Source organism: Aureimonas frigidaquae (assembly GCF_001463905.1).
In the GTDB taxonomy this organism is placed as follows: Bacteria; Pseudomonadota; Alphaproteobacteria; order Rhizobiales; family Rhizobiaceae; genus Aureimonas; species Aureimonas frigidaquae.
Genome location: NZ_BBWR01000006.1, coordinates 99,564 through 119,782, shown reverse-complemented (window position 1 = coordinate 119,782; position 20,219 = coordinate 99,564). Strand labels below are relative to the sequence as shown.

Sequence of the window (20,219 nt, the reverse complement as noted above, 5' to 3'; positions counted from 1 at the left end):
CGAATGCACCGAAGGGTGCGGTCTCCAGTTCGATCATAGCGCAGGAAGATTGTGCAAAACGCCATCCACAGCCCGACGAAAAACGTCAATATCCAATGGATGCGGGCAATGGCAGCGTTATCTGTCGCAACATACCACATCTCATACTATATTTTAGACAGATACGATTACCCGTCTTTCTTCGAAGTATTCGACGGCAAGTTTGGGCTGATGGGGGTCGCAATTTTTTTCGCCATCTCGGGTACCTTGATGGCCGACCTCATACACCGAAGCACGCCCACTGTGTTCCTTGCACATCGACTGGTACGCATCTACCCGCTTTTCATCATGGTTTTCCTGACTGTTGCGCTTCTGCGGACTGGGGAACTTAGTGCTGATGTGCGGGCTATGTCCCTGACGCTGGTCGGAACACGCGTTAAGCCTGAGCTGAATATCGAATGGACGCTGGTTCTGGAGGTTTTCTTTTACGTCGCCCTCTTCCTCTTGGCGGCCTTCAAGGGCGGACGCTACATCGTCCCGCTTGCACTTTGCTGGCTAATATTGATCGTTGCTGCGACGATAATTGAACCCGTTCAAATGGGCTCCACCTTATCTCCAACGCTTCTTCAAGCGCTCTTCCTTCCTGGGAACGCCGCGTTTGCTGGGGGATTGCTGATCCCGGCGATCCTGCGGCGCTGGCGGGTCGAGCCTAGCCTTGCGGTCGTGGCGTTTGGCTTAGGGGCAGTCACCATGTCTGTCGACCTTGCCTGGGGACGTATTGTGGGTTCTGTTGCCGCAGTTATCCTCGTAGCGATGGTTTACGGCGTTTCGTCGCCAAGACAACGCCGCGGCAGTATTGGATGGGCATTCGAGCGCCTAGGGGATTACAGCTATGCGCTTTACCTGATCCATGTGCCGGTAACGCTCTTAGTGCTGAACTACGTCGACGCGTCACCGCTAACGCTATGGGTGATGTGTATTGGATCCGTGCTCGTAGCGTCCATACCAATCGGCATGATGGATGTGATGCTGTACCGCCGACTTCGGGCGCACGTCGATATGGCGAACCCCCAACGCTTATTCGCGGCAGTTTGGCTCTACGTCGCAGCTTACTTGCTGATCGGCTTCCTGTTCATCTTCAAGCAATAAGCCCAACCTGGCTCACGCTAGAACAGCAGCGCCGTTCTTTACCTTACGATGGACGAAAACACTGCGCATCAATTGCAATGGTGGGCCCGGAGGGACTCGAACCCCCAACCAAGCGGTTATGAGCCGCCGGCTCTAACCATTGAGCTACAGGCCCCACCCGGGACCGCTCTAGCGGAAAGGGGGCGACTTCTCAAGCGGGATGGCGGCGTTCGATCGGGCTGTCATGCCGCGTTCAGACTCATTGTGGTGTCATGCATGCCGAATCAAGCAATCGGAGGTTCACTCATGCTGTCCAGACACCTGTCCCTGCCCCTCGCCGCGCTGATGCTGGCGAGTGTCCCTATGGCCGCCATGGCGCAGGCGCCGGGGGGCGAAGAACGGTCCACGTTGACCATCGTGGGTGCGGGCCAGGCGACGGCAGCGCCCGATATTGCGTTGACGACGCTGACGGTCCTGCGCAGCGCCGCGACCGCGCAGGAGGCGACGCAGGAGTCGAGCGCCGCTGTGACGGCCGTGACGCAGGCCATGCGCGATCTTGGCATCGAAGGCCGCGACCTGCAGACGAGCGGCTTCTCCATCAGCCCGCAATACCAATATGATAACAACCAGAACGGGCAGCCGACCCGTCCGCCGGAGATCGTCGGCTACGAGGTGCGCAATTCGCTGACGGTGCGCGTGCGCGATATCGCCAAGGTCGGCGCCGTTCTCGACAAGGCGATCTCGCTCGGCGTCAACCAGGGCGGCGACATTACCTTCACCATCGAGAACCCGGCGCCGCTGGCCGACGCGGCGCGCCGCGATGCCATCGCCAAGGCCAGGGCGTCGGCGCAGGTGATGGCTGATGCGGCGGATCTGGAACTGGGCGATATCGTCTCGCTCGTGGACGAGACGAACACCGTGGCGCCGCCCCGGCCCATGATGGCCGGCGCCATGATGCGGGTGGCCGCCGAAGACGCCAGCGTGCCCGTCGAAGCGGGCGAGAACACGGTGAGCGCGCAGGTCCGCGTGACCTTCGAGATCGTGCCTGCCGCGCAGTAAGCGTGGCGATCCCGCCCCGTCACAGGGGCGGGATATTGCCGAGGGGGATGAAGCCGAGCCGGGCGCGCCCGTCGCGCACCTCCACCTCGATGACGGTGCGTCCATCGACCTGCCGCCCGACCAGGCCGACGCCGCCGGCGATCGCATTCGCGATGCCGCCCGCCGGCGGCAGGATGCGGCTGACGAGGTCGGCGATGGCCTGCGGGTTCTGCAGGGCGATCTCGTAGGTCCCCGTCAAAAGCCCCTCCGCCGAGAACTGGAACGGCCCGGATATCTCGGCCGCGCCGCCGCCCTCAAGGCTCAGGCGAAGGCTGCGCAAGGAGCCGGAACGGCCGCGCAGTGCGGTTTCCAGACGCCCGCCCGGCAGGACGCCGTGCAGCCATTCAGCGCCCCCCGCCACCGACAGGTCGGCCGACAGATCGAAGGGCGGCAGCGGGCCAACACCCGGCGGCGTGGCGGTGACGGCGATGTCCGTCAGCGCCAGATCGAGATCGTCCGCGTTCTGCCGCGCATGGACTTCCAGCCGCTGCGACTGGACGAGCGGCGCCGTCGCGCCATCCGGCATGATGGATGGTGCGTCCAGGACCATGGAGAAGCGCTGCAGCCTTCCGTCCGAAAGGTGGGTCGACGCCTGGGCGAGCGTCCAGTTCATGGCGATGGGCGGCAGCTCGGGCGCGGCGAGCCGGAGCGGCGCATCGAGCTCGGAGACGATGAGATTGGGATTATAGATCTGCGCCACGGCGCGGAAGCCGCCCGCCGCGGCCGACATGCCGCTGGCCGGCGCCTCGACGCCGACCCTGTCGCAGGCCAGCCCCATGCGGAAGGGATAGCCGAAGACCCGGCGCCCATCGCAGGTGATGGCGGTTCCCCCGCCGGCCGCCCGGTCGACGATCTCCACTACGCGCCGATCGACCTCGCCGGCAAGATAGAACCACGCACCGGTCAAACCGGCCGCCAGTAGCAGCGCCACGCCGGCAATGCCGATCATCGCCCGAACCGAGCGACTGCCCTTTCCCGCACCACGAGACTGGTTCATAAGGCACACTCCTTTGCGTAGGCGCAGACGCCGATCCGGCGTCGGCACATTCTTTGCCGTGTGGACATGACCGATTTATGGGTTTTTGGCTATGGGTCGCTGATCTGGCGCCCCGGCTTCGCCTTCGAGGAAAAGATCAAGGCGCGCCTGTCGGGCTATCACCGCGCTCTGTGCATTCGCAGCTTCGTGCATCGCGGCACGCCGGAGCGGCCGGGCCTTGTCTTCGGGCTCGACCGTGGCGGCTCTTGCGTGGGCATGGCGTTCCGTGTCGCCGCCCCCCTCAGGGAGGAGACGATCGCCTATCTGCGGGAGCGCGAACTCGTGACCAGCGTCTACCGGGAAACCACTCAGGCTGTCCGCCTGTCCGACGGGCGCCTGGTGCACGCCCTGGCCTATGTCGCGGTGCCGAGCCATCCGCAATATGCCGGGCGGCTGACGCCGGAGGAAGCCGCCGAGCTCGTGGCGCGCTCGCATGGGCAATCCGGGCCCAATATCGATTACGTCACGGCCGCACACCGCGAGATCGCGGCGCTCGGCCTGCGTGACGCCTGGCTGGAAGAGGTGGTGGCGCGGTTGCCGCCGCCGCCGCGCCCGCCCCTTCGAAGCGGCGATCAGCCGTAGATGCGCCGCGCCGCGGCGGCGGCATCCTGCCGGCGCGTGCGGACGGCATAGATGGACGAGGTGCCACAGATGAACAGGTGCCGGCCATCGGCGCCGCCGAAGCACAGATTGGCGACCGTCTCCGGCACGTAGACATGGCCGATATGACGCCCGTCCGGCGCGTGGCAGTGGACGCCGTCATCGGCGGAGATCCACAGGAGGCCCTCGCGGTCCACTCGAAGCCCATCGGGAACGACGTCGATCTCGGCCACGCGGCGCGAAGCACCGAGGCGGCGGCCATCGACGACCTCCACCGCACGGACCTCATGCGGGCAGCTATCGTCGAAGCCGAAGCCGTGCCCCCGGGCGCGGCCGCTATCGGCGACGTAGAGGACGGATTCGTCCGGCGAGAAAGCAAGGCCGTTCGGGCGGTCGAAGGCGGCGCTCACAGCCTCGACGTCACCGGTCTGCGGATCGATGCGGTAGATCTGGTTGGCGCCGATCTCGCTGTCGGCACGGATGCCTTCGTGGTCGGAAACGATGCCGTAGGGAGGGTCGGTGAACCAGATCGAGCCATCGGACTTGACGACCACATCATTGGGCGAGTTCAGGCGCTTGCCGTCCCAGTGGGTGGCAAGGACGCTGTAGGCGCCGTCCGGTCCGGTGCGGCTGACGCAGCGGCCCCCATGCTCGCAGCTGATCATGGCCCCCGTCAGGTCCAGCGTGTGGCCGTTGGTGCGCTGGGACGGCTGGCGGAACAGCCGCAGGCCCCCTTCCGGGGACCAGGCCATGATGCGGTTGTTCGGAATATCCGAAAAGCGCAACTCCCCGGCATCCGCAACCCAGACCGCTCCCTCGGCCCAGATGAAACCCGTGGCGATCCGCTCCAGCGACGCGCCGGGCTCGAACATCTCCGCAAAGGACGGATCCTCCGCCCGCAACCAGTCTTGTACCATCTTGGCCAGTCCCCCCATGTCACGCAAAGCGCCGATGAACGCGCCCCATGTTCGACACGCTCGACTGCCGCTGCGCAAGGGCAAAAGCTCAGCCGGTAAAACCACCATCCGCAATGAATCTGCGTTCTTCCGCAGTCGACTCGCGGTCCAGTATGGCATTGCGGTGCGGGAAGCGGCCGAAGCTTGCGACGATCTCCCGGTGGTGGCGGGCGAAGTCCTGGTTCTCCTGCGTGCCGATCCGCTCCATCCATGCGACGCAGGCATCCTGGTCCGCGAGCGCTTCGGAATGCATCAGGGGAAGCACGAGGAACTGGTTGACGTCCTCCGGCAGATGTTCGGCGTCCCCCCGCTCCAGCGCCGCCAGGGCGATATCGCGTGCGCGCGCGTCGGTCGCGTACATGCGCGGCGTATCGCGGAACATGTTGCGCGGAAACTGATCGAACAGGAGCACCAGCGCCAGGGCGCCGATCGGCTCCTCGGCCCAGACATCGAGATCCCCCAAGGCGGCGCGCTCATAAACATCGCCGAAACGCTGGCGGATGGTCTCGTCGAAGGCTCCGTCCTTCTCGAACCACTTCTGCGGCCCGGCATCCCGCCAGAAATCCACGATCTCCTGCGGATCGAGAATGGTCTCACTCATCGTCGTGACAGCTCCTGACACTTGTCTGCGCCCCCAGGCTCAAGATAGAGCGGAAAGCGTGCTTGGAAAACGCCGGCACGATCCTCGTTGCAGACTGAGGCGAGATGACGGAACTGGATCTTCTCGGCCTGAAATGTCCGCTGCCGGCCCTGCGCACGGCAAAACGGCTGGAGCTGCTGCCAAGCGGCGCAGAGCTCGTCCTTCTGGCGGACGACCCCCTCGCCCCGCTGGACATCCAGCATCTGTGCAATGATGGCGGCCACGGGCTCCTATCCCGGGAGCCGCTGGCGGCGGGCGGCTGGCGCTTCGTGATCAGACGCGGCTAAGGCCGGGGATGGCCAGCGGATTGTCGAGGAGCGCGGCGCGGTCCGGGGCGTCGGCCATCGGCCGCCCGGTAAAGGCAGAAAAGAGAGCCCGGATCTGAGCCCCGTCGAGCCGCTCGCCGATCAGCACGAAACGGCTGTGCGGCTTGAGCGATGCCGGCCATTCCGGCAGGAAGGCGGGCGGGTGGAGATAGCGCCGGACGCCGTGGACGACCAATGGACGGGTCGGATTTTCACGCGTTAGAACCATCGCCTTCAGCCGCAGCAGCCGGTCCCCATGCAGGGACAGGAGGAGATTGACGAACTCCTCCACCTGGCCGATCGGCAGCGGCGTGTCCTCCACCAGCGATATCGTCCCGACCGCCGCGTGGGCGCTGCCATGATGGCCGTGGTCGTGGCTGTGGTCGTGATGGTGACCATGGTCGTGATGGCAGGACGGATGGTGGTGGCCATGATCATCGGCGCCGCAGTCGCAGCGGCCGGCTCCCAGCCATTCTTCGAGCTGCGCAGTCCGGGTCGACCGGTCGAACGATCCGGCATTCAGGAGCGCGCCCGGATGGGCCTCTCCCGCCGCTGCATCCAGACGGCGCGCCCGCGGATTGAGTCGGTCGAGCCAGGCCAGAAGCTGCGGGTCCGCCGGGCTGAGATCGGTTTTCGTCAGGACCAGCCGATCGGCCACGGCAACCTGCCGCTCCGCCTCGATGCGCCCTTCCATGCCCGCAAGGCCGGCCCGTGCATCGACCACCGTCACGACGCCGTCCAGCGCATAGGCCATGGACAGGATCGGGTGTCCCATCAGCGCGGAGAGGACCGGCGCGGGATCGGCCATGCCGGTCGTCTCGATCACAAGGCGCTCGACGGAAGGCATGCGCTTGGTCTGGATGCGGTCGACGATATCGGCCAGCCGGTCCACCAGTTCGCCCCGCACGGTGCAGCAGATGCAGCCATTGGACAGTTCGACGATATCCTCCGACGCCCGCTCCACCAGGAGGTGATCGAGCCCTATTTCGCCGAACTCGTTGACGATCACCGCGCAGCCGGCCATGGCGGGATCCTGCAGAAGCCCGTTCAGGAGCGTCGTCTTGCCGGCGCCCAAAAAGCCGGTCAGCACGGTCACGCGGATCGGATCAACCATCATGCATATCCATCATTGGGCCTGCGTTTCCACCACGCGCCCGCCGCGGTCGGGGGTCGTGGCGGGAGCGTCGCCCGTGGCGGTCTGCGCCGGCGGCTCCGGGCGCCAGGTCGGGATCGGGATTCCGTAGCCGGCGATCGCCGCGATGCCGGGCGCCACGCCGCGGGCCCCGGCCGCGTTGCCGAGTTCGACCGGATAGGTCACCGGGTCGCGGTCGAGCGCCGTCAGGTAGGGCGATCCGAAGGGCTGCTCGCGGTTGTTTTCGAGCTGCCGCTCGTTGGCGCGGGCGGTCCTGGCCGCGTCCGAGCAGATCGTGTCCGAAATATCGAAGGGCGGGCCGCTGGATGTCGGCAACTGGCCGATCTCCAGTGTGACCTTGGCCGGATCGACGCGGAAGGCCTCTTCCAGTAGCCGTGCGGAATCCCGCTCGCGGGAGATGGGCCCCTCCGCCCCCAGCACCACGGCGAGCACGGTGCGGCCGTTGCGCGTGGCGGACGAGACGAGGTTGAAGCCGGAGGCGCAGATATAGCCCGTCTTCATGCCGTCGGCGCCGTTGAACCGCCCCAGGAGCCCGTTGCCGTTGACCATGGTCGCATCGCCGGCGCGGATCGCCTCGGTCGAGAAGTAATTCGTGAAGGCCGGGAATTCGCGCCGGATGGCGATGCCGAGCATGGCCAGGTCCTTGGCGCTGGAATATTGCCCCGGGCCGGGCAGGCCGTTCGGGTTGACGAAATGCGTATCGGCCATGCCGAGCCGCGCCGCCTCGGTGTTCATGCGCGCCACGAAGGCTTCGTTGGAGCCCGCCAGCGTCTCGCCGATGGCGACGGCGATATCGTTGGCGGATTTGACGAGCATCATGCGCAGCGCCTTGTCGAGACGCATGACCGAGCCGGCTGGATAGCCCATCTTGCCCGGCGCCTGCGCCGCCGCCAGCCGCGACACGACCACCGGCGTGTCCAGCGAGGCACGCCCTGCGGCGATGTCGCGCAGGGCCAGGTAGGCCGTCATGAGCTTGGTCGTCGAGGCCGGGTACCAGCGCTGGCTGGCATTGTCCTGCGACAGAACCTTGCCCGTCGCCACGTCGACGCTGATCGATGGACCGGCCGCCACGTCGGCCGGCGCCAGCCCGAGAACCAGAAAGACGGCCAAGCCAGCCGTGGGGGCCCTGAGGCCGAAGAATGGCATCCTCATCCCAATCCCTTCCATCGGGAGATCGCGCATCCGCCCGCGGGCGATCCCCGGCAGCGCCGGAAGGGGATCGAGGCGGTCATGCACTCGCGGTACCACCTTGCCTGAGGCTTGTCGACCATCCGTCGGTTTTCCCCGCCCCTGTCATAGACATCTCATCCTCCCGGCTTACATTCGCCGGGCATCAGGTGGGGAAGTTTCGAGAATGTCGTATATGCATGCACGCGCGGTCGATCCGGAGCTCCGGAACCTGATCACGGAAGCCCTGGATGCCGGCCTTTTGAAGCCGCAATCGGAAGATGCGAGGATCGCCACCGTCGTTGCGGAGAAGGGTCAGCGCCAGCTGACCGCGCAGGAGCGCTCCGTCTGGGAGGGCCGGGTGCTGCCCATCCTCTCCAAGCCCATCGCCCAGCAGATCGCCATCGGCGCCATTCAGCGGCGCGCAGGCCGCCTGGGGCCCAGCTGGCGGGGCTGATCGCCCGTCGCCAGGGCGGAAAGTTTGCTTGACGACAAGGGGCCCGGCAGTGCGACTGCCGGGCCCCTGTCTCATTTATCGGGTCTCGTCCGGCACGAAGACCATGGTCGCCAGGGGCGGTATGGACAGTTCGAGCGAGAAGGGCCGCCCGTTCGTACCGATATCCTTGGCCGTGCGGCCGCCCAGATTGCCGACATTGGATCCGCCATACAGATCCGCATCCGTGTTCAACGCCTCGCGCCAGTGGCCGCCGCGCGGCACGCCGACGCGGTAGGCGTGATGCACATTGGGCGTGAAGTTGCAGACGACGAGAACCGGCCCGCCATGCTTGTCCTTGCGCAGGAAGGTCAGGATGCTCTGGTCCGCATTCGAGGTGTCGACCCATTCGAACCCGTCCGGATCGCAATCGAGCTCGTAGAGTGCCGGCACCGAGCGGTAGAGATGGTTGAGGTCCCGCACCAGGCGCTGCACACCCTCATGTTCGCGATACTGGAGGAGATGCCAGTCGAGCGACTGGTCGTGGTTCCATTCCGCGCTCTGCGCAAACTCGCCGCCCATGAAGATCAGCTTCTTGCCGGGATGCGTCCACATGAAGCCGAAATAGGCCCGCAGATTGGCGAAGCGCTGCCACTGGTCCCCCGGCATCTTGCCCAGGAGCGAGCCCTTGCCATAGACAACCTCGTCGTGGCTGAGCGGCAGGATGAAGTTTTCCGAATAGGCATAGACCATGCCGAAGGTCATCAGGTGCTGGTGGTAGCACCGATGGATCGGGTCCTTCTCCATGTAGTCCAGCGTGTCGTGCATCCACCCCATGTTCCACTTGAAGTGAAAGCCGAGGCCGCCGGCATAGGTGGGGCGCGAAACATCCGGGAAGGCGGTCGATTCCTCCGCATGGGTGGACGCCGCGGGGTAGCTCTCGCCCACCCGCTCGTTGGTTTCCTTCAGGAAGGCGATGGCTTCGAGGTTCTCGCGGCCGCCGTGGATGTTGGGCTCCCACTCGCCGTGATTGCGCGAATAGTCGAGGTACAGCATGGAGGCCACGGCATCGACGCGCAGGGCATCGACGTGGAAGCGGTCCAGCCAGTAGAGCCCGTTGGCGACGAGGAAGTTCTTCACCTCCGTCCGCCCGTAATCGTAGATGAGCGTGTTCCAGTCCTTGTGGAAGCCGCGCCGCGGGTCCGGATGCTCGTAGAGCGCCGTCCCGTCGAACCGGCCGAGCCCGTGGACATCGGTCGGGAAATGGCCGGGCACCCAATCCAGGATGACGCCGATGCCCGCATTGTGGAGCGCATCGACCAGCCGGGCAAAGCCGGCCGGGTCGCCGTGGCGCGCCGTCGGTGCAAAAAGCCCGATCGGCTGATAGCCCCAGGACCCATAGAACGGATGCTCGGATACGGGCAGAAACTCGACATGGGTAAAGCCCATGTCACGCACATAGGGGACCAGCTCCCCCGCCAGGTCGTCATAGCTCAGGAAACTGTCGCCGTCGCCCCGACGCCAGCTCCCCAAATGCACCTCATAGACGGACACCGGCTTGTCGCGAGCCTGCCAGTCGTTGCCCTGCATGCGGAATGCATCATCGGTCCAATCATGCGCGACGAGGCCGGAGACGACCGACGCCGTAGAAGGCGCTGATTCCTGAAGGAACCCGACCGGATCGGCCTTGAGCGGCAGGACTTCGCCATGCGGGCCGACGAGTTCGTATTTGTAGACCTCTCCCGGCCCGATGCCGGGCACGAACATCTCGAAAATGCCGGTTTCGTGCCGGCGGCGCATGACATGCCGGCGCCCGTCCCAGGCATTGAAATTGCCGACGACCGAGACGCGCCGGGCATTGGGCGCCCAGACGGCTAAGCGCGTACCCTCGACCCCATCCATGACATCCGGATGGGCGCCGAGCTTCTCGTACAGGCGGTAATGCCGCCCCTCGGCCAGGAGGTAGGCGTCGAAATCGGTTAGGATGGGCCCGAACCGATAGGGGTCTTCTTCCTCCCAGGTGACGGAACCATGGCTGAACCGCAAGCGGTAACGCTCCAGCGTTCCCGGAACGAGGCCCGTGAACAGCCCGTCCGACCCTTGCGCCTCCAACTCGATGGTCGCATCGCCGGAGACGGCCGCCGCGGTCTGCGCGCCCGGGCGGAACACACGCAGCACCTTGTGGCTCCCGCCTCCGTGCAGCCCGAGCACCGAAAAGAGATCGCCGTGATGACCATGAGTGATCGCCGATGCGGCGCCCTCGTCGAGGCGGTGTTCGGGGCCAGGCTGCCCGGCCGCGCCCATCGCCTTGTTTTCACCGATGCCCATTCAGATGACCTGTCTTTGCTTGAGAAGAGAAACGATGCCCCGCAAGGGGATGGGCAGCCATGCGGGACGCGAGGCCAACTCGTATCCCAATTCGTAGAATGCCTTCTGGAGAAGGAAGAGGTCCAGCAGCTTACGGTTCCCACCATCATCCAGATCGATGCCGCTGGCCTGCGACCAGGCGGCCAGGAAGGACGCGCTGACCTGGTCACGCCAGGTTTCCGCCGTTTCGCGGATACGGTCCATGGTGGCCTCGTCTGCCGGGCCTGTCCGGTCCCGCGCCGCGAAGGCCGCGTAATCGTAGGAGCGCAGCATGCCGGCCACGTCGCGCAAGGGCGATGACTTGGCGCGGCGCTCTTCGAGCGGGCGGCCTGGTTCCCCTTCGAAGTCCAGGATGACCACGTCATTGCGCGCCACCAGAACCTGGCCGAGGTGGAAATCGCCGTGGATGCGCGTGAGATCGCCACTGACGGCCTCGGTGCCGAAATCGGCGAACCAGCGGCGGACCGCCTCGCGCCCCTCGATCAAGGCTGCGGCATCTTCCTCCACCCCGTCGAGCCCGTTGGCCGACCGGTGCGCCGCCAGGAGATCGAGCACGCGTTCGGCTTCGGCACCGGCACGGTGCGCGGCTTCGCTTACCCAGGCCGTGGTTATGGGCTCGGGATCGAAGGCGGGATCGCCGGTCCGGGTCGCCAGTGCAGCGTGCATTTCACCGGTGCGCCGACCGATCGCCTCGCCCGGGTCGAACTGCAGCGCGAACATGGTATCGGCGGCCTCGTCCTGCGCATCGGCGGCCTGCGCTTCGCCATAGGCCGTATCGCGCAGGTGCCGTGCCAGGGTCTCGGTCACGCGGCTCCAGGCATCGCCCTGGTTTTCCACGCGCTCGAACAAGGCGGCGATGGCGGCGCGCGTACCGTCCGGCCGCTCCACCTCGGCACTCGCCAGAAGCGCCGGAGCCGCCGTGAAGCCCGTCTTTTCGGTCAGGAAGCGCGTCACCTCCAGCTCCGGCTGGATGCCGTCGCGCAGCAGGCGATAGAGTTTCAGGATCGCCGCCGTGCCCATCGAGACGGAGGAGTTGGATTGCTCCCCGGTCAAGGGGACGACATCGCCCGCCTCCACGGCCGCCGCCGCAGCCAGTTCATCGGGACGGGCCGCGCTCACATCCACATGCACGGTCCAGTCGCCGAACTGCAGGTCCCTGGCGCCGGCCAGCGCGCGTGTCAGGTCCACGCAGAAGGACGCGTCACGCGCGGCGTCGACGACCGAGCCCATCTGCGCGCCCTGTCGAATCCGGGCCAGCGTATAGGGCAGATTGGCGCCGTCATGGCCCATGTTCCCCTCGCCCCAGCGGGCAGCCAAAGGCAGGAAATAGGCCTCTTCCTTCCCCTCGCGCGTGGTGACACGCGCTTCCGCCAGAAGGTGGCGGCGGTTGTGCGGGTCCGGCTGGCCCATCATCTCGAAGCGCACGCTCCTCGGCATATCCGTCTTGCCGGCATACCAGCGCTGGCGGCTGATAAAGGCCGGCAGGACGGACTCGATCTCGCGGCGGTTGCGCCCGGGAATGGTGTCCTTCAACTCGCCCGTGATGACGAGCGTCGAGAATTCCGGCAGGGGCTGGGCGTCGACACTGGCCCGGATGCCATCCTGCGTCCCCAGCGCGAACCAGAAGAAGCCGTAGCTCGGCAGCGACAGGATATAGGGCGCCTCGGTGATCGGCGGAAAGGCGGACAGGCCGAGCATCTCCACCGGCACCGACCCGGCATAGGCCGACAGATCGAGCTGCACCGCCTGGGCCTGGCTCGACAGATTGGCGACGCAAAGGATCCGGTCATCGCCCGACTGGCGGATATAGGCCAGGATCTTGCGGTTGGACGGATACAGGAATTCGATCCCGCCGCGGCCGAAAGCTTCCCGCGTGGCGCGCACCTGGATGAGCCGGCGCATCCAGGACAGCATGCTGGCCGGATTGGCCGACTGGGCTTCCACATTGACGGCCTGGAAGCCGTAGACGGGGTCCTGGATCAGCGGCAGATACAGCCGCTGCGGATCGGCGCGGCTGAAGCCGCCATTGCGGTCGGCCGACCATTGCATCGGCGTGCGCACGCCGTCCCGGTCGCCCAGATAATAGTTGTCGCCCATGCCGATCTCGTCGCCGTAATAGACGGTGGGCGTGCCCGGCATGGACATGAGCAGCGCGTTCAGAAGCTCGACCTTGCGGCGGTCATTGCCCATCAGGGGCGCCAGGCGCCGCCGGATGCCCAGATTGATGCGGGCGCGCTTGTCGGATGCGTAGGTGGACCAGAGGTAATCGCGCTCTTCTTCCGTGACCATTTCGAGCGTCAGCTCGTCGTGATTGCGCAGGAAGATAGCCCACTGGCAGTTTTCCGGAATATCGGGCGTCTGCCGGAGGATATCGGTGATGGGGTGCCGGTCCTCCTGCGCCAGCGCCATGTACATGCGCGGCATCAGCGGGAAGTGGAACGCCATGTGGCATTCGTCGCCATCGCCGAAATAGGGGCGCGTGTCCTCCGGCCACTGGTTGGCTTCGGCCAGGAGCATGCGATCGGGGTAATGGGCATCGAGATCGGCCCGGATCTTCTTCAGGACGACGTGGGTTTCCGGCAGGTTCTCGTTGTTGGTTCCTTCGCGCTCCACCAGGTAGGGGATCGCGTCCAGCCGCAGCCCGTCGACACCCTTGTCGAGCCAGAAGCGCATGACGGACAGGACTTCCTCCAGCACCTTCGGATTGTCGAAGTTGAGGTCCGGCTGGTGGGAATAGAAGCGGTGCCAGAAGTACTGGCCCGCCACCGGATCGTAGGTCCAGTTCGAGCTTTCCGTATCCAGGAAGATGATGCGCGTCAGGTCGTAGCCCTTGTCATCATCGGCCCAGACGTAGAAGTCACGCTCCGGGCTGCCCTTGGGCGCATTGCGCGCAGCCTGGAACCAGGGGTGCTGGTCGCTGGTATGGTTGATCACCAGTTCGGTGATCACCCGCAGGCCGCGCTTGTGCGCCTCTTCCACCAGGAGTTCGAAATCCTCCATCGTGCCGTAGCTCGGATGGACGGAATGGTAGTCGGCGATGTCGTAGCCGTCGTCACGCAGCGGCGAGGGATAGAATGGCAGGAGCCAGAGGCAGGTGACGCCGAGTTCCTTGATGTAGTCCAGCTTGGACATCAGGCCGGCGAAATCGCCGATCCCGTCGCCGTTGGAATCCATGAAGGTCTTGACGTGCAACTGGTAGATGATCGCATCCTTGTACCAGTCATTGGCTTCCGGGTTCGGCGCAGCGCTCTCCACCGCCGGCAGGACCGATACATGCTCGTTCATCTTGAATTCCCCGATGCGTGTTCACGTAGGCGGATAAGGACTGGGCAGGCAGGCGAGTTCCGATCAGACGGAAATACGCAGCGCGTAATAGGGGCGCTCCGCGGGCGATATCCACCAGTGCTGGACCTTCCCCTGCCAGACGAACTGGCGGCCGTCCCACAGGTCCTCGACCTTCACCGAGCCGTTGTCCGGCAGGCCGAACTCCCATAGCGGGACTTCGAAATGGCCGCCCTGCGGATTGACCGGGTCCAGGCTCACCATGAAGATGAGGAAGGAGGACAGGTCGGCGCTGCGCTTGCCGAAATACAGGACGTTGTCGTTCCAGAAATTATAGAAGACGAGGTTGCGGAAATCCCGCATCGCCGGCTCCGTGTTGCGGATCCGGTTGAAGAAGGCGATGTCCTCGCGGATATTTCCGGGCGCCTTCCAGTCGAAGGCGCGGATCTCGTATTTTTCGGAGTTCAGATATTCTTCCTTGCCCGGCACCGGCTCGGCTTCGCACAGTTCGAAGCCCGAATAGACGCCGTAATTGCCGGCCAGGGCCGCCGCGAGCGCCAGCCGGATGCGGAAGCCGGGCCGCCCGCTCGTCTGCAAGTAGACGGGATTGATATCGGGCGTGTTTACGAAGAAATTCGGCCGCATGTACTGCGCGCAGTCATCCTGCGTCAGCTCGGTCAGATAGGTTTCGAGTTCCCACTTCTCGTTGCGCCAGGTGAAGTAGGAATAGGATTGGTTATAGCCGACCTTGGCCAGGCGCTTCATCAGCTTGGGCCGCGTAAAGGCTTCCGCCAGGAAGATGATCCCCGGATCGACGGCGCGCGTCTCGGCGATCAGCCATTCCCAGAAGGGGAAGGGCTTGGTATGCGGATTGTCGACGCGGAAGATCCGCACGCCCTTGTCGAGCCAGAACAGGACCGTATCGCGCAGCTCGTACCAAAGGCTCGGTATGGCCCCTTCCCGGTAGAAGTCCACATTGACGATGTCCTGGTACTTCTTGGGCGGGTTCTCGGCATATTTGATCGTACCGTCGGGCCGCCAGTCGAACCAGTCGGGGTGCTCGCGGATCCAGGGGTGGTCGGGCGAGCACTGGATGGCGAAGTCGAGGGCGATCTCCAGCCCGTGCTCCCTGGCCGCTGCCAGCAGCCGCGCGAAATCGTCGAAGCTTCCCAGTTCCGGGTGGATGGCACGGTGTCCGCCCTCGGGCGAGCCGATCGCATAGGGCGATCCAGGCTCACCGGGCTGCGCCGTCAGCGCGTTGTTGCGGCCCTTGCGATTGGTCAGCCCGATCGGGTGAATGGGCGGGAAGTAGAGGACGTCGAACCCCATCTCCTGGATGTCCGGCAGCCGCGCCACGACATCGTCGAAGGTGCCGTGCCGCGTGGAATCGCCGCTCTGCGAGCGCGGCATCAGCTCGTACCAGGCCGAAAATCCGGCGCGCTCGCGGTCGACCCAGACGGGAATCTCGATCTCGTAGGTCGACAGTTCGTCGCGCGGGCCGGTCCGCTCCAGAAGGCTCACCGCCTCTGCGTCTTCCAGGAGCGCGTAGCGCGCATCCAGCCCGGCGGACGGCAGGGCGTCGAAGCGCGCCATCAGGGCCTTCAGCGCCGCGGCATCCTGCGCGGTGCCGCGCCGGCCGGCCACCGCGCGGTCCAGAAGCGCGCGACCCTCCAGAAGTTCCAGCGTGATATCCTGCCCGGCATCGCGCTTCTTGCGCGTGTCGCGCGCCCAGGTGCCGAAGGCGTCGCGCCAGCCGATGACGGTGTAGCGCCACGGGCCGGGTTGGTCGAAGGCGATGGTCGCCGCCCAACGGTCGTTCTCCACGAAGGTCAGCGGCGTTTCGCGCCACTCGGCCTCTCCCGCCGGGCGAAAGAGGATCGCCGCGCCGATCGTTTCATGCCCGTCGCAGAAGACGTCCGCCTCCACATGGATGGGCTCGCCCTCCAGCCGCTTGAGGGCGAAGCGGCCCGCATCGACGGCCGGCGTGACATCCTCGATGGCAACACGGTTGCGTGCCAGGCTGCGCAGACCATCGGTCGCGGGTGGCATTTCCTCCCGCTTCAGGCTGCGCGGCTTTTTGGCTGGCGCTTTGGCATCCATGCGTTCGATTCCTTCCGCAACGACGCCGCCCTTCGACGGGCGACTGCATTATGAGTAGGAATCGACCTCCGGAAGTCCAGTTCCGCAGCTGCGAAAAAGAACGTGCCCGCCCCCTATTGCTGTGCGGCATCCTGCCCCGGCGGCGGCGGCGGCACACCGCCGTCCTGACGGCGCGGCAGGGCGCCCCGCTCGCGCATGTAGAGCGCCCGGCCCGCCACATAGGTGGAGACGACGGCGCGGTCGTCGCCCATCATCATCAGGGCGAAGAGCTCGTCGGCAAGGCTGTCCGCGCGCTCCATGCGCCGGCGCATGGCCGGCGTGGCGCGGCTGTCCAGAACGACGAGGTCCGCCTCCAGCCCCGGGGCGATGCGGCCGATCCTGTCGTCCAGCGCCATGGCCTGCGCATTGCCGGCCGTCATCCAGAAAAAGGCCTCGGCCGCATTCATGCGCTCGCCGCGCAGGGCCAGGACCTTGTAGCCTTCGGCCGCCGTCACCAGCATGGAATAGGATGTGCCGCCGCCGATATCGGTGGCGATGGCGGTGTGGATGCCGGCCGCCTGCAACCCGCTCCGGTCGAACAGGCCGGAACCCAGGAACAGGTTCGATGTCGGGCAGAAGACCGCAGTTCCGCCAAGCTGTGCCAAGGCGTCCCGCTCCCGCGGCTCCAGATGGATGCAGTGCCCGAACAGCGCCCCGCGCCGGACCAGGCCATAGGTTTCGTAGACGTCGAGATAGTCCCGCGCCGAGGGGAACAGCTCCTTCACGAAAGCGATTTCCGCGAGGTTCTCCGACAGATGCGTCTGGATGGGCAGGTCGGGATAGGCGCTTGCCAAAGCGCCGGCAACTTCGAGCTGCTGCGGCGTGGAAGTCGGCGCGAAACGCGGGGTGATGGCGCAGGACAGCCGCCCGAGCCCATGGAAGCGCTGGATCAGCGCCAGCGTTTCGTCATAGGCGCGCTCGGGCGTGTCGGTCAGCGATGCCGGCGCATTGCGATCCATCATGACCTTGCCGGCCGTCAGCCGCATGCCGCGCCGCGCCGCTTCCGAAAACAGGCTTTCGGCCGATTGCGGATGGGAGGTGCAATAGGCTGCCGCGCATGTCGTCCCGTTGGCCAGGAGCGTGTCCAGAAGGAAATGCGAGGCCGCGTCGCAGACGGCAGGGTCCGCGTAGCGGCTTTCCTCCGGGAAGGTGTAGCGGGTCAGCCATTCCAGGAGTTCGGTGCCGTAGGAGCCGATCACCTGGGTCTGCGGCATGTGGAGATGCGGGTCGATGAAGCCCGCCATGATGAGATGCGGCCGGTGGTCCGTCAGGGGGATTCGCGGATCGAGCCCGGCCATGAGCGCCTGCGCGTCGCCGACGGCATCGATCAGGCCGTCGCGCACCACGACGATACCGTCCTCGTGATACTGAAGGGCGCCGGCATCGGCGCCGAAGGTGACGATGCGGCCGCGCAGCGCCGCCGACCCGCCGTCGGGCAGCTTGATCGTCATGGCTTGTAGCTCCCGCTTCCGGACTCGATCCAGCGGGCCAGCGCAACGCGCTCGGCGGGCTCCAGCCCCGTCACGTTGCCCGGCGGCATGGCGTGGCTGCGCACGGATTGCCGGTCGATCAGCCGGGCATTGACGATGATGTCGTCTGCCGTTTCCAGATAGACGAGTTTGGGCGCATGGTTCAGCCCCGGCCAGAGCGGCGCGCGCGCATGGCACATGGAGCAGCGGGACTGGATGATGGCTTCCGCTTTCTCGAAATAGCGGGAGGTCCCGAGCGCCCGGGCGGGATCGCCCAGGAGGCGCGCATCCTGCGACGCCTCTGCCGCCTGCGCCTCGGCGCGCCAGCCGGGCGCGCCCGACAGTGTGATGATGATGGCGAAGATCAGCGCTGCCAGGCCCCAGCACCACCAGAGCTTGCGGTGCGTGCGGTGCATCGTGTTGAAGAAGTGCCGGATCACCGCGCCCATCAGCAGCACCAGCCCTGCGATCGCCCAGTTGTACTGCGTGGCGAAGGCGAGCGGATAATGGTTGGACAGCATCAGGAAGATGACCGGCAGGGTCAGGTAGTTGTTGTGGAGCGACCGCTGCTTGGCCGCCTTGCCCAGCGCCGGATCCGGCGTGCGCCCTGCCTTCAGGTCGGCAACGACGATCTTCTGGTTGGGAATGATCAGGAAGAAGACATTGGCCGTCATGATGGTGGCGATCAAGGCGCCGGTGTGCAGCATCGCCCCACGCCCGGAAAAGAGCTGGGAGAAGACGAAGCTCGCCGCCACCACATAGACGAAGAGCACAGCGAGCAGCGCCGTATCGTTCTTGCGCAGGGGCGACTTGCAGATGCCGTCATAGACGAGCCAGCCGAGTGCCAGCCCCGCCATGCCGATGAGGCTGGCGCCCCAGACGGGCAGGTCGGCGCGCGTCGCATCGATGAGATAGAGGTCCGCCCCGACATAATAGACAAGGAACAGGAGCGCGAAGCCGGACAGCCAGGTGGCGTAGCTCTCCCATTTGAACCAGGTCAGGTCGTCCGGCATGTGCGCGGGGGCGACCATGTATTTCTGGATATGGTAGAAGCCGCCGCCATGCACCTGCCAGGCCTCTCCGCCGACGCCGGCGGGCGGCGCTCCGTGCGGCTGGCGCAGGCCAAGGTCCAGCGCGATGAAATAGAAGGATGAGCCGATCCAGGCGATGGCGGTGACGACGTGCAGCCAGCGCACCCCGAAGGAGAGCCATTCGGCGAAATAGGTCCACATAAGGTTGCCTCGGCGCACCGCCCCCTTGTCGCGCTGCGCCATGGTGTTCTTGCAGACATGCCCTTTACGCGGGGACCCGGAGGTCCCCCGATGCCGGCCGCCGTTCAGGAGACGGCGGGGGCGGCAGGCGGCAGCGGCGCCGGACGCTCACGCGCCCGGCGCCGGAACGGGTAGATCGGTTAGTTGCGCACGCCCTCGACGTACCAGTCCATCTTGAGAAGGTCGGCATCGGGGATGACTTCGCCCGCGGCCACCTTGTCGGCGCCGGCCTGGTCCTTGATCGGGCCGGTGAAGACGTTGTAGGTCCCCGCCACCGTATCATCCACGATCTTCTGCGCGGCGGCCTTCACATCGGCGGGCATGCGGTCGTTGAAGGGCGACATGGTCACCTCCCCCTCCTTCATGCCGAGCCACACGTCCTGCGTTTCCCAGGTGTCGTTGAGGACGGCCTCGACCCGCTGCACGTAGTAGGGGCCCCAATTGTCGACGATGGCGGTCATGTGGGCATTCGGCGCGAAGCTCTGCATGTCCCAGGCCTGGCCGAAGGCGATGGCGCCGCGCTTCTCGGCTTCCTGCAGCGGCCCGGGCGAGTCCGTGTGCTGCGTGATGACATCGGCGCCCTGGTCGAGCAGCGCACTGGCTGCCTGGGCTTCCTTGGCCGGATCGTACCAGGAATTGACCCAGACGACCTGCGTCTCGAAGTTCGGGTTCACCTTGCGCGCCGCCTGGGTGAAGGCGTTGATGCCCATCACCACTTCCGGGATCGGGAAGGAGGCGACGTAGCCGGCCTTGCCCGTCTTGGACATCATGCCGGCAATGGTGCCGAGCACGGCGCGGCCTTCGTAGAACTTGGCATTATAGGCGGCCATGTTCGGCGCGGTCTGGTAGCCGGTCGCATGTTCGAACTTCACGTCCGGGAACTGCTTGGCCACTTTGAGCGTCGGGTTCATGAAGCCGAAGGATGTGGCGAAGATGATGTCGTTGCCATCCTGCGCGAGCTGGCGCAGGACGCGCTCGGCATCCGGCCCTTCGGCGACATTCTCGACGAAGGTCGTCTCGACCTTGTCGCCGAGCTTCTCCTCCAGATACTTGCGGCCCTGGTCGTGGGCGAAGGAATAGCCGAAATCACCGACGGGGCCGACATAAACGAAGGCCGCCTTGACCGGGCCATCGTGCTGGGCGGCGGCGGGGCCGACGGCCGCCACCGAGATCAGGGCAGCGGCGCCGATCATCAG

The 20,219-nt window shown here is 65.8% G+C and carries 16 protein-coding genes and 1 tRNA gene; 5 read left to right on the top strand and 12 right to left on the bottom strand.

Annotated elements, in window-relative coordinates; genetic code table 11:
- Positions 1-51 precede the first annotated feature (51 nt).
- Positions 52-1,128 carry an acyltransferase family protein gene (locus AUL30_RS07070; protein ID WP_157069972.1) on the top strand — a complete coding sequence of 359 codons (1,077 nt, stop codon included), beginning with the start codon at positions 52-54 and terminating at the stop codon, positions 1,126-1,128.
- A 78-nt stretch (positions 1,129-1,206) separates the two neighbouring features.
- On the opposite strand, the gene AUL30_RS07065 is transcribed toward AUL30_RS07070, so the two are convergent.
- Positions 1,207-1,282, bottom strand: a tRNA-Ile gene (locus tag AUL30_RS07065).
- 131 nt (positions 1,283-1,413) lie between these two features.
- Between AUL30_RS07065 and AUL30_RS07060 the strand changes: the two genes are divergently transcribed.
- Entirely contained in the window at positions 1,414-2,166 is a 753-nt protein-coding gene (locus AUL30_RS07060) for an SIMPL domain-containing protein (protein ID WP_062227160.1), read from the top strand.
- 19 nt (positions 2,167-2,185) lie between these two features.
- Here the strand turns inward: AUL30_RS07060 and AUL30_RS07055 are convergent, their stop codons facing one another.
- Positions 2,186-3,202, bottom strand: coding sequence for a DUF2125 domain-containing protein (locus tag AUL30_RS07055; RefSeq protein ID WP_083507729.1), 1,017 nt, complete (start codon positions 3,200-3,202; stop codon positions 2,186-2,188).
- Positions 3,203-3,268: 66 nt separating this feature from the next.
- On the opposite strand from AUL30_RS07055, the gene AUL30_RS07050 reads away from it, so the two are divergent.
- Positions 3,269-3,823 carry a gamma-glutamylcyclotransferase gene (locus AUL30_RS07050; RefSeq protein ID WP_062227158.1) on the top strand — a complete coding sequence of 185 codons (555 nt, stop codon included), beginning with the start codon at positions 3,269-3,271 and terminating at the stop codon, positions 3,821-3,823.
- On the opposite strand, the gene AUL30_RS07045 is transcribed toward AUL30_RS07050, so the two are convergent.
- Together AUL30_RS07045 and AUL30_RS07040 are read right to left on the bottom strand one after the other, a co-directional pair.
- Complete coding sequence (locus tag AUL30_RS07045) at positions 3,814-4,758, bottom strand: SMP-30/gluconolactonase/LRE family protein (RefSeq protein ID WP_062227217.1); 945 nt, start codon at positions 4,756-4,758, stop codon at positions 3,814-3,816. The two genes, AUL30_RS07050 and AUL30_RS07045, sit on opposite strands and share 10 nt — an antisense overlap.
- An 88-nt stretch (positions 4,759-4,846) precedes the next feature.
- Positions 4,847-5,398 carry a DUF924 family protein gene (locus AUL30_RS07040; RefSeq protein ID WP_062227157.1) on the bottom strand — a complete coding sequence of 184 codons (552 nt, stop codon included), beginning with the start codon at positions 5,396-5,398 and terminating at the stop codon, positions 4,847-4,849.
- Positions 5,399-5,502: 104 nt separating this feature from the next.
- Here AUL30_RS07040 and AUL30_RS07035 point away from each other — a divergent pair, with 104 nt between their 5' ends.
- A complete protein-coding gene (locus AUL30_RS07035; RefSeq protein ID WP_062227156.1) occupies positions 5,503-5,724 on the top strand; it encodes a sulfurtransferase TusA family protein in 222 nt (73 codons plus the stop codon).
- On the opposite strand, the gene AUL30_RS07030 is transcribed toward AUL30_RS07035, so the two are convergent.
- Both AUL30_RS07030 and AUL30_RS07025 read right to left on the bottom strand, forming a co-directional pair.
- On the bottom strand, positions 5,711-6,856 hold the full coding sequence (locus tag AUL30_RS07030) for a CobW family GTP-binding protein (RefSeq protein ID WP_062227216.1): 1,146 nt from the start codon (positions 6,854-6,856) through the stop codon (positions 5,711-5,713). The genes AUL30_RS07035 and AUL30_RS07030 overlap by 14 nt on opposite strands.
- A gap of 12 nt (positions 6,857-6,868) precedes the next feature.
- Positions 6,869-8,047, bottom strand: coding sequence for a D-alanyl-D-alanine carboxypeptidase family protein (locus AUL30_RS07025; RefSeq protein WP_244490730.1), 1,179 nt, complete (start codon positions 8,045-8,047; stop codon positions 6,869-6,871).
- Positions 8,048-8,249: 202 nt separating this feature from the next.
- Between AUL30_RS07025 and AUL30_RS07020 the strand changes: the two genes are divergently transcribed.
- Entirely contained in the window at positions 8,250-8,519 is a 270-nt protein-coding gene (locus AUL30_RS07020; protein WP_062227155.1) for a hypothetical protein, read from the top strand.
- Positions 8,520-8,594: 75 nt separating this feature from the next.
- Here the strand turns inward: AUL30_RS07020 and glgB are convergent, their stop codons facing one another.
- The 6 genes from glgB to AUL30_RS06990 all read right to left on the bottom strand — a co-directional run bounded on the left by glgB (position 8,595) and on the right by AUL30_RS06990 (position 20,216).
- A complete protein-coding gene (gene glgB / locus AUL30_RS07015; RefSeq protein WP_157069970.1) occupies positions 8,595-10,823 on the bottom strand; it encodes a 1,4-alpha-glucan branching protein GlgB in 2,229 nt (742 codons plus the stop codon).
- Positions 10,824-14,147: a maltose alpha-D-glucosyltransferase gene (gene treS / locus AUL30_RS07010; protein ID WP_062227154.1), complete on the bottom strand. Its 3,324-nt coding sequence runs from the start codon at positions 14,145-14,147 to the stop codon at positions 10,824-10,826. It lies immediately after the preceding gene.
- 63 nt (positions 14,148-14,210) lie between these two features.
- A complete protein-coding gene (locus tag AUL30_RS07005; protein ID WP_083507728.1) occupies positions 14,211-16,244 on the bottom strand; it encodes an alpha-1,4-glucan--maltose-1-phosphate maltosyltransferase in 2,034 nt (677 codons plus the stop codon).
- A 113-nt stretch (positions 16,245-16,357) separates the two neighbouring features.
- Complete coding sequence (guaD, locus tag AUL30_RS07000; RefSeq protein WP_062227153.1) at positions 16,358-17,734, bottom strand: guanine deaminase; 1,377 nt, start codon at positions 17,732-17,734, stop codon at positions 16,358-16,360.
- Entirely contained in the window at positions 17,731-18,984 is a 1,254-nt protein-coding gene (locus tag AUL30_RS06995; protein WP_062227212.1) for a urate hydroxylase PuuD, read from the bottom strand. Before AUL30_RS06995 ends, guaD begins: the two co-directional genes overlap by 4 nt.
- Positions 18,985-19,163: 179 nt before the next feature.
- Entirely contained in the window at positions 19,164-20,216 is a 1,053-nt protein-coding gene (locus tag AUL30_RS06990) for a BMP family ABC transporter substrate-binding protein (protein WP_062227211.1), read from the bottom strand.
- Between the last annotated feature and the right edge of the window lie 3 nt (positions 20,217-20,219).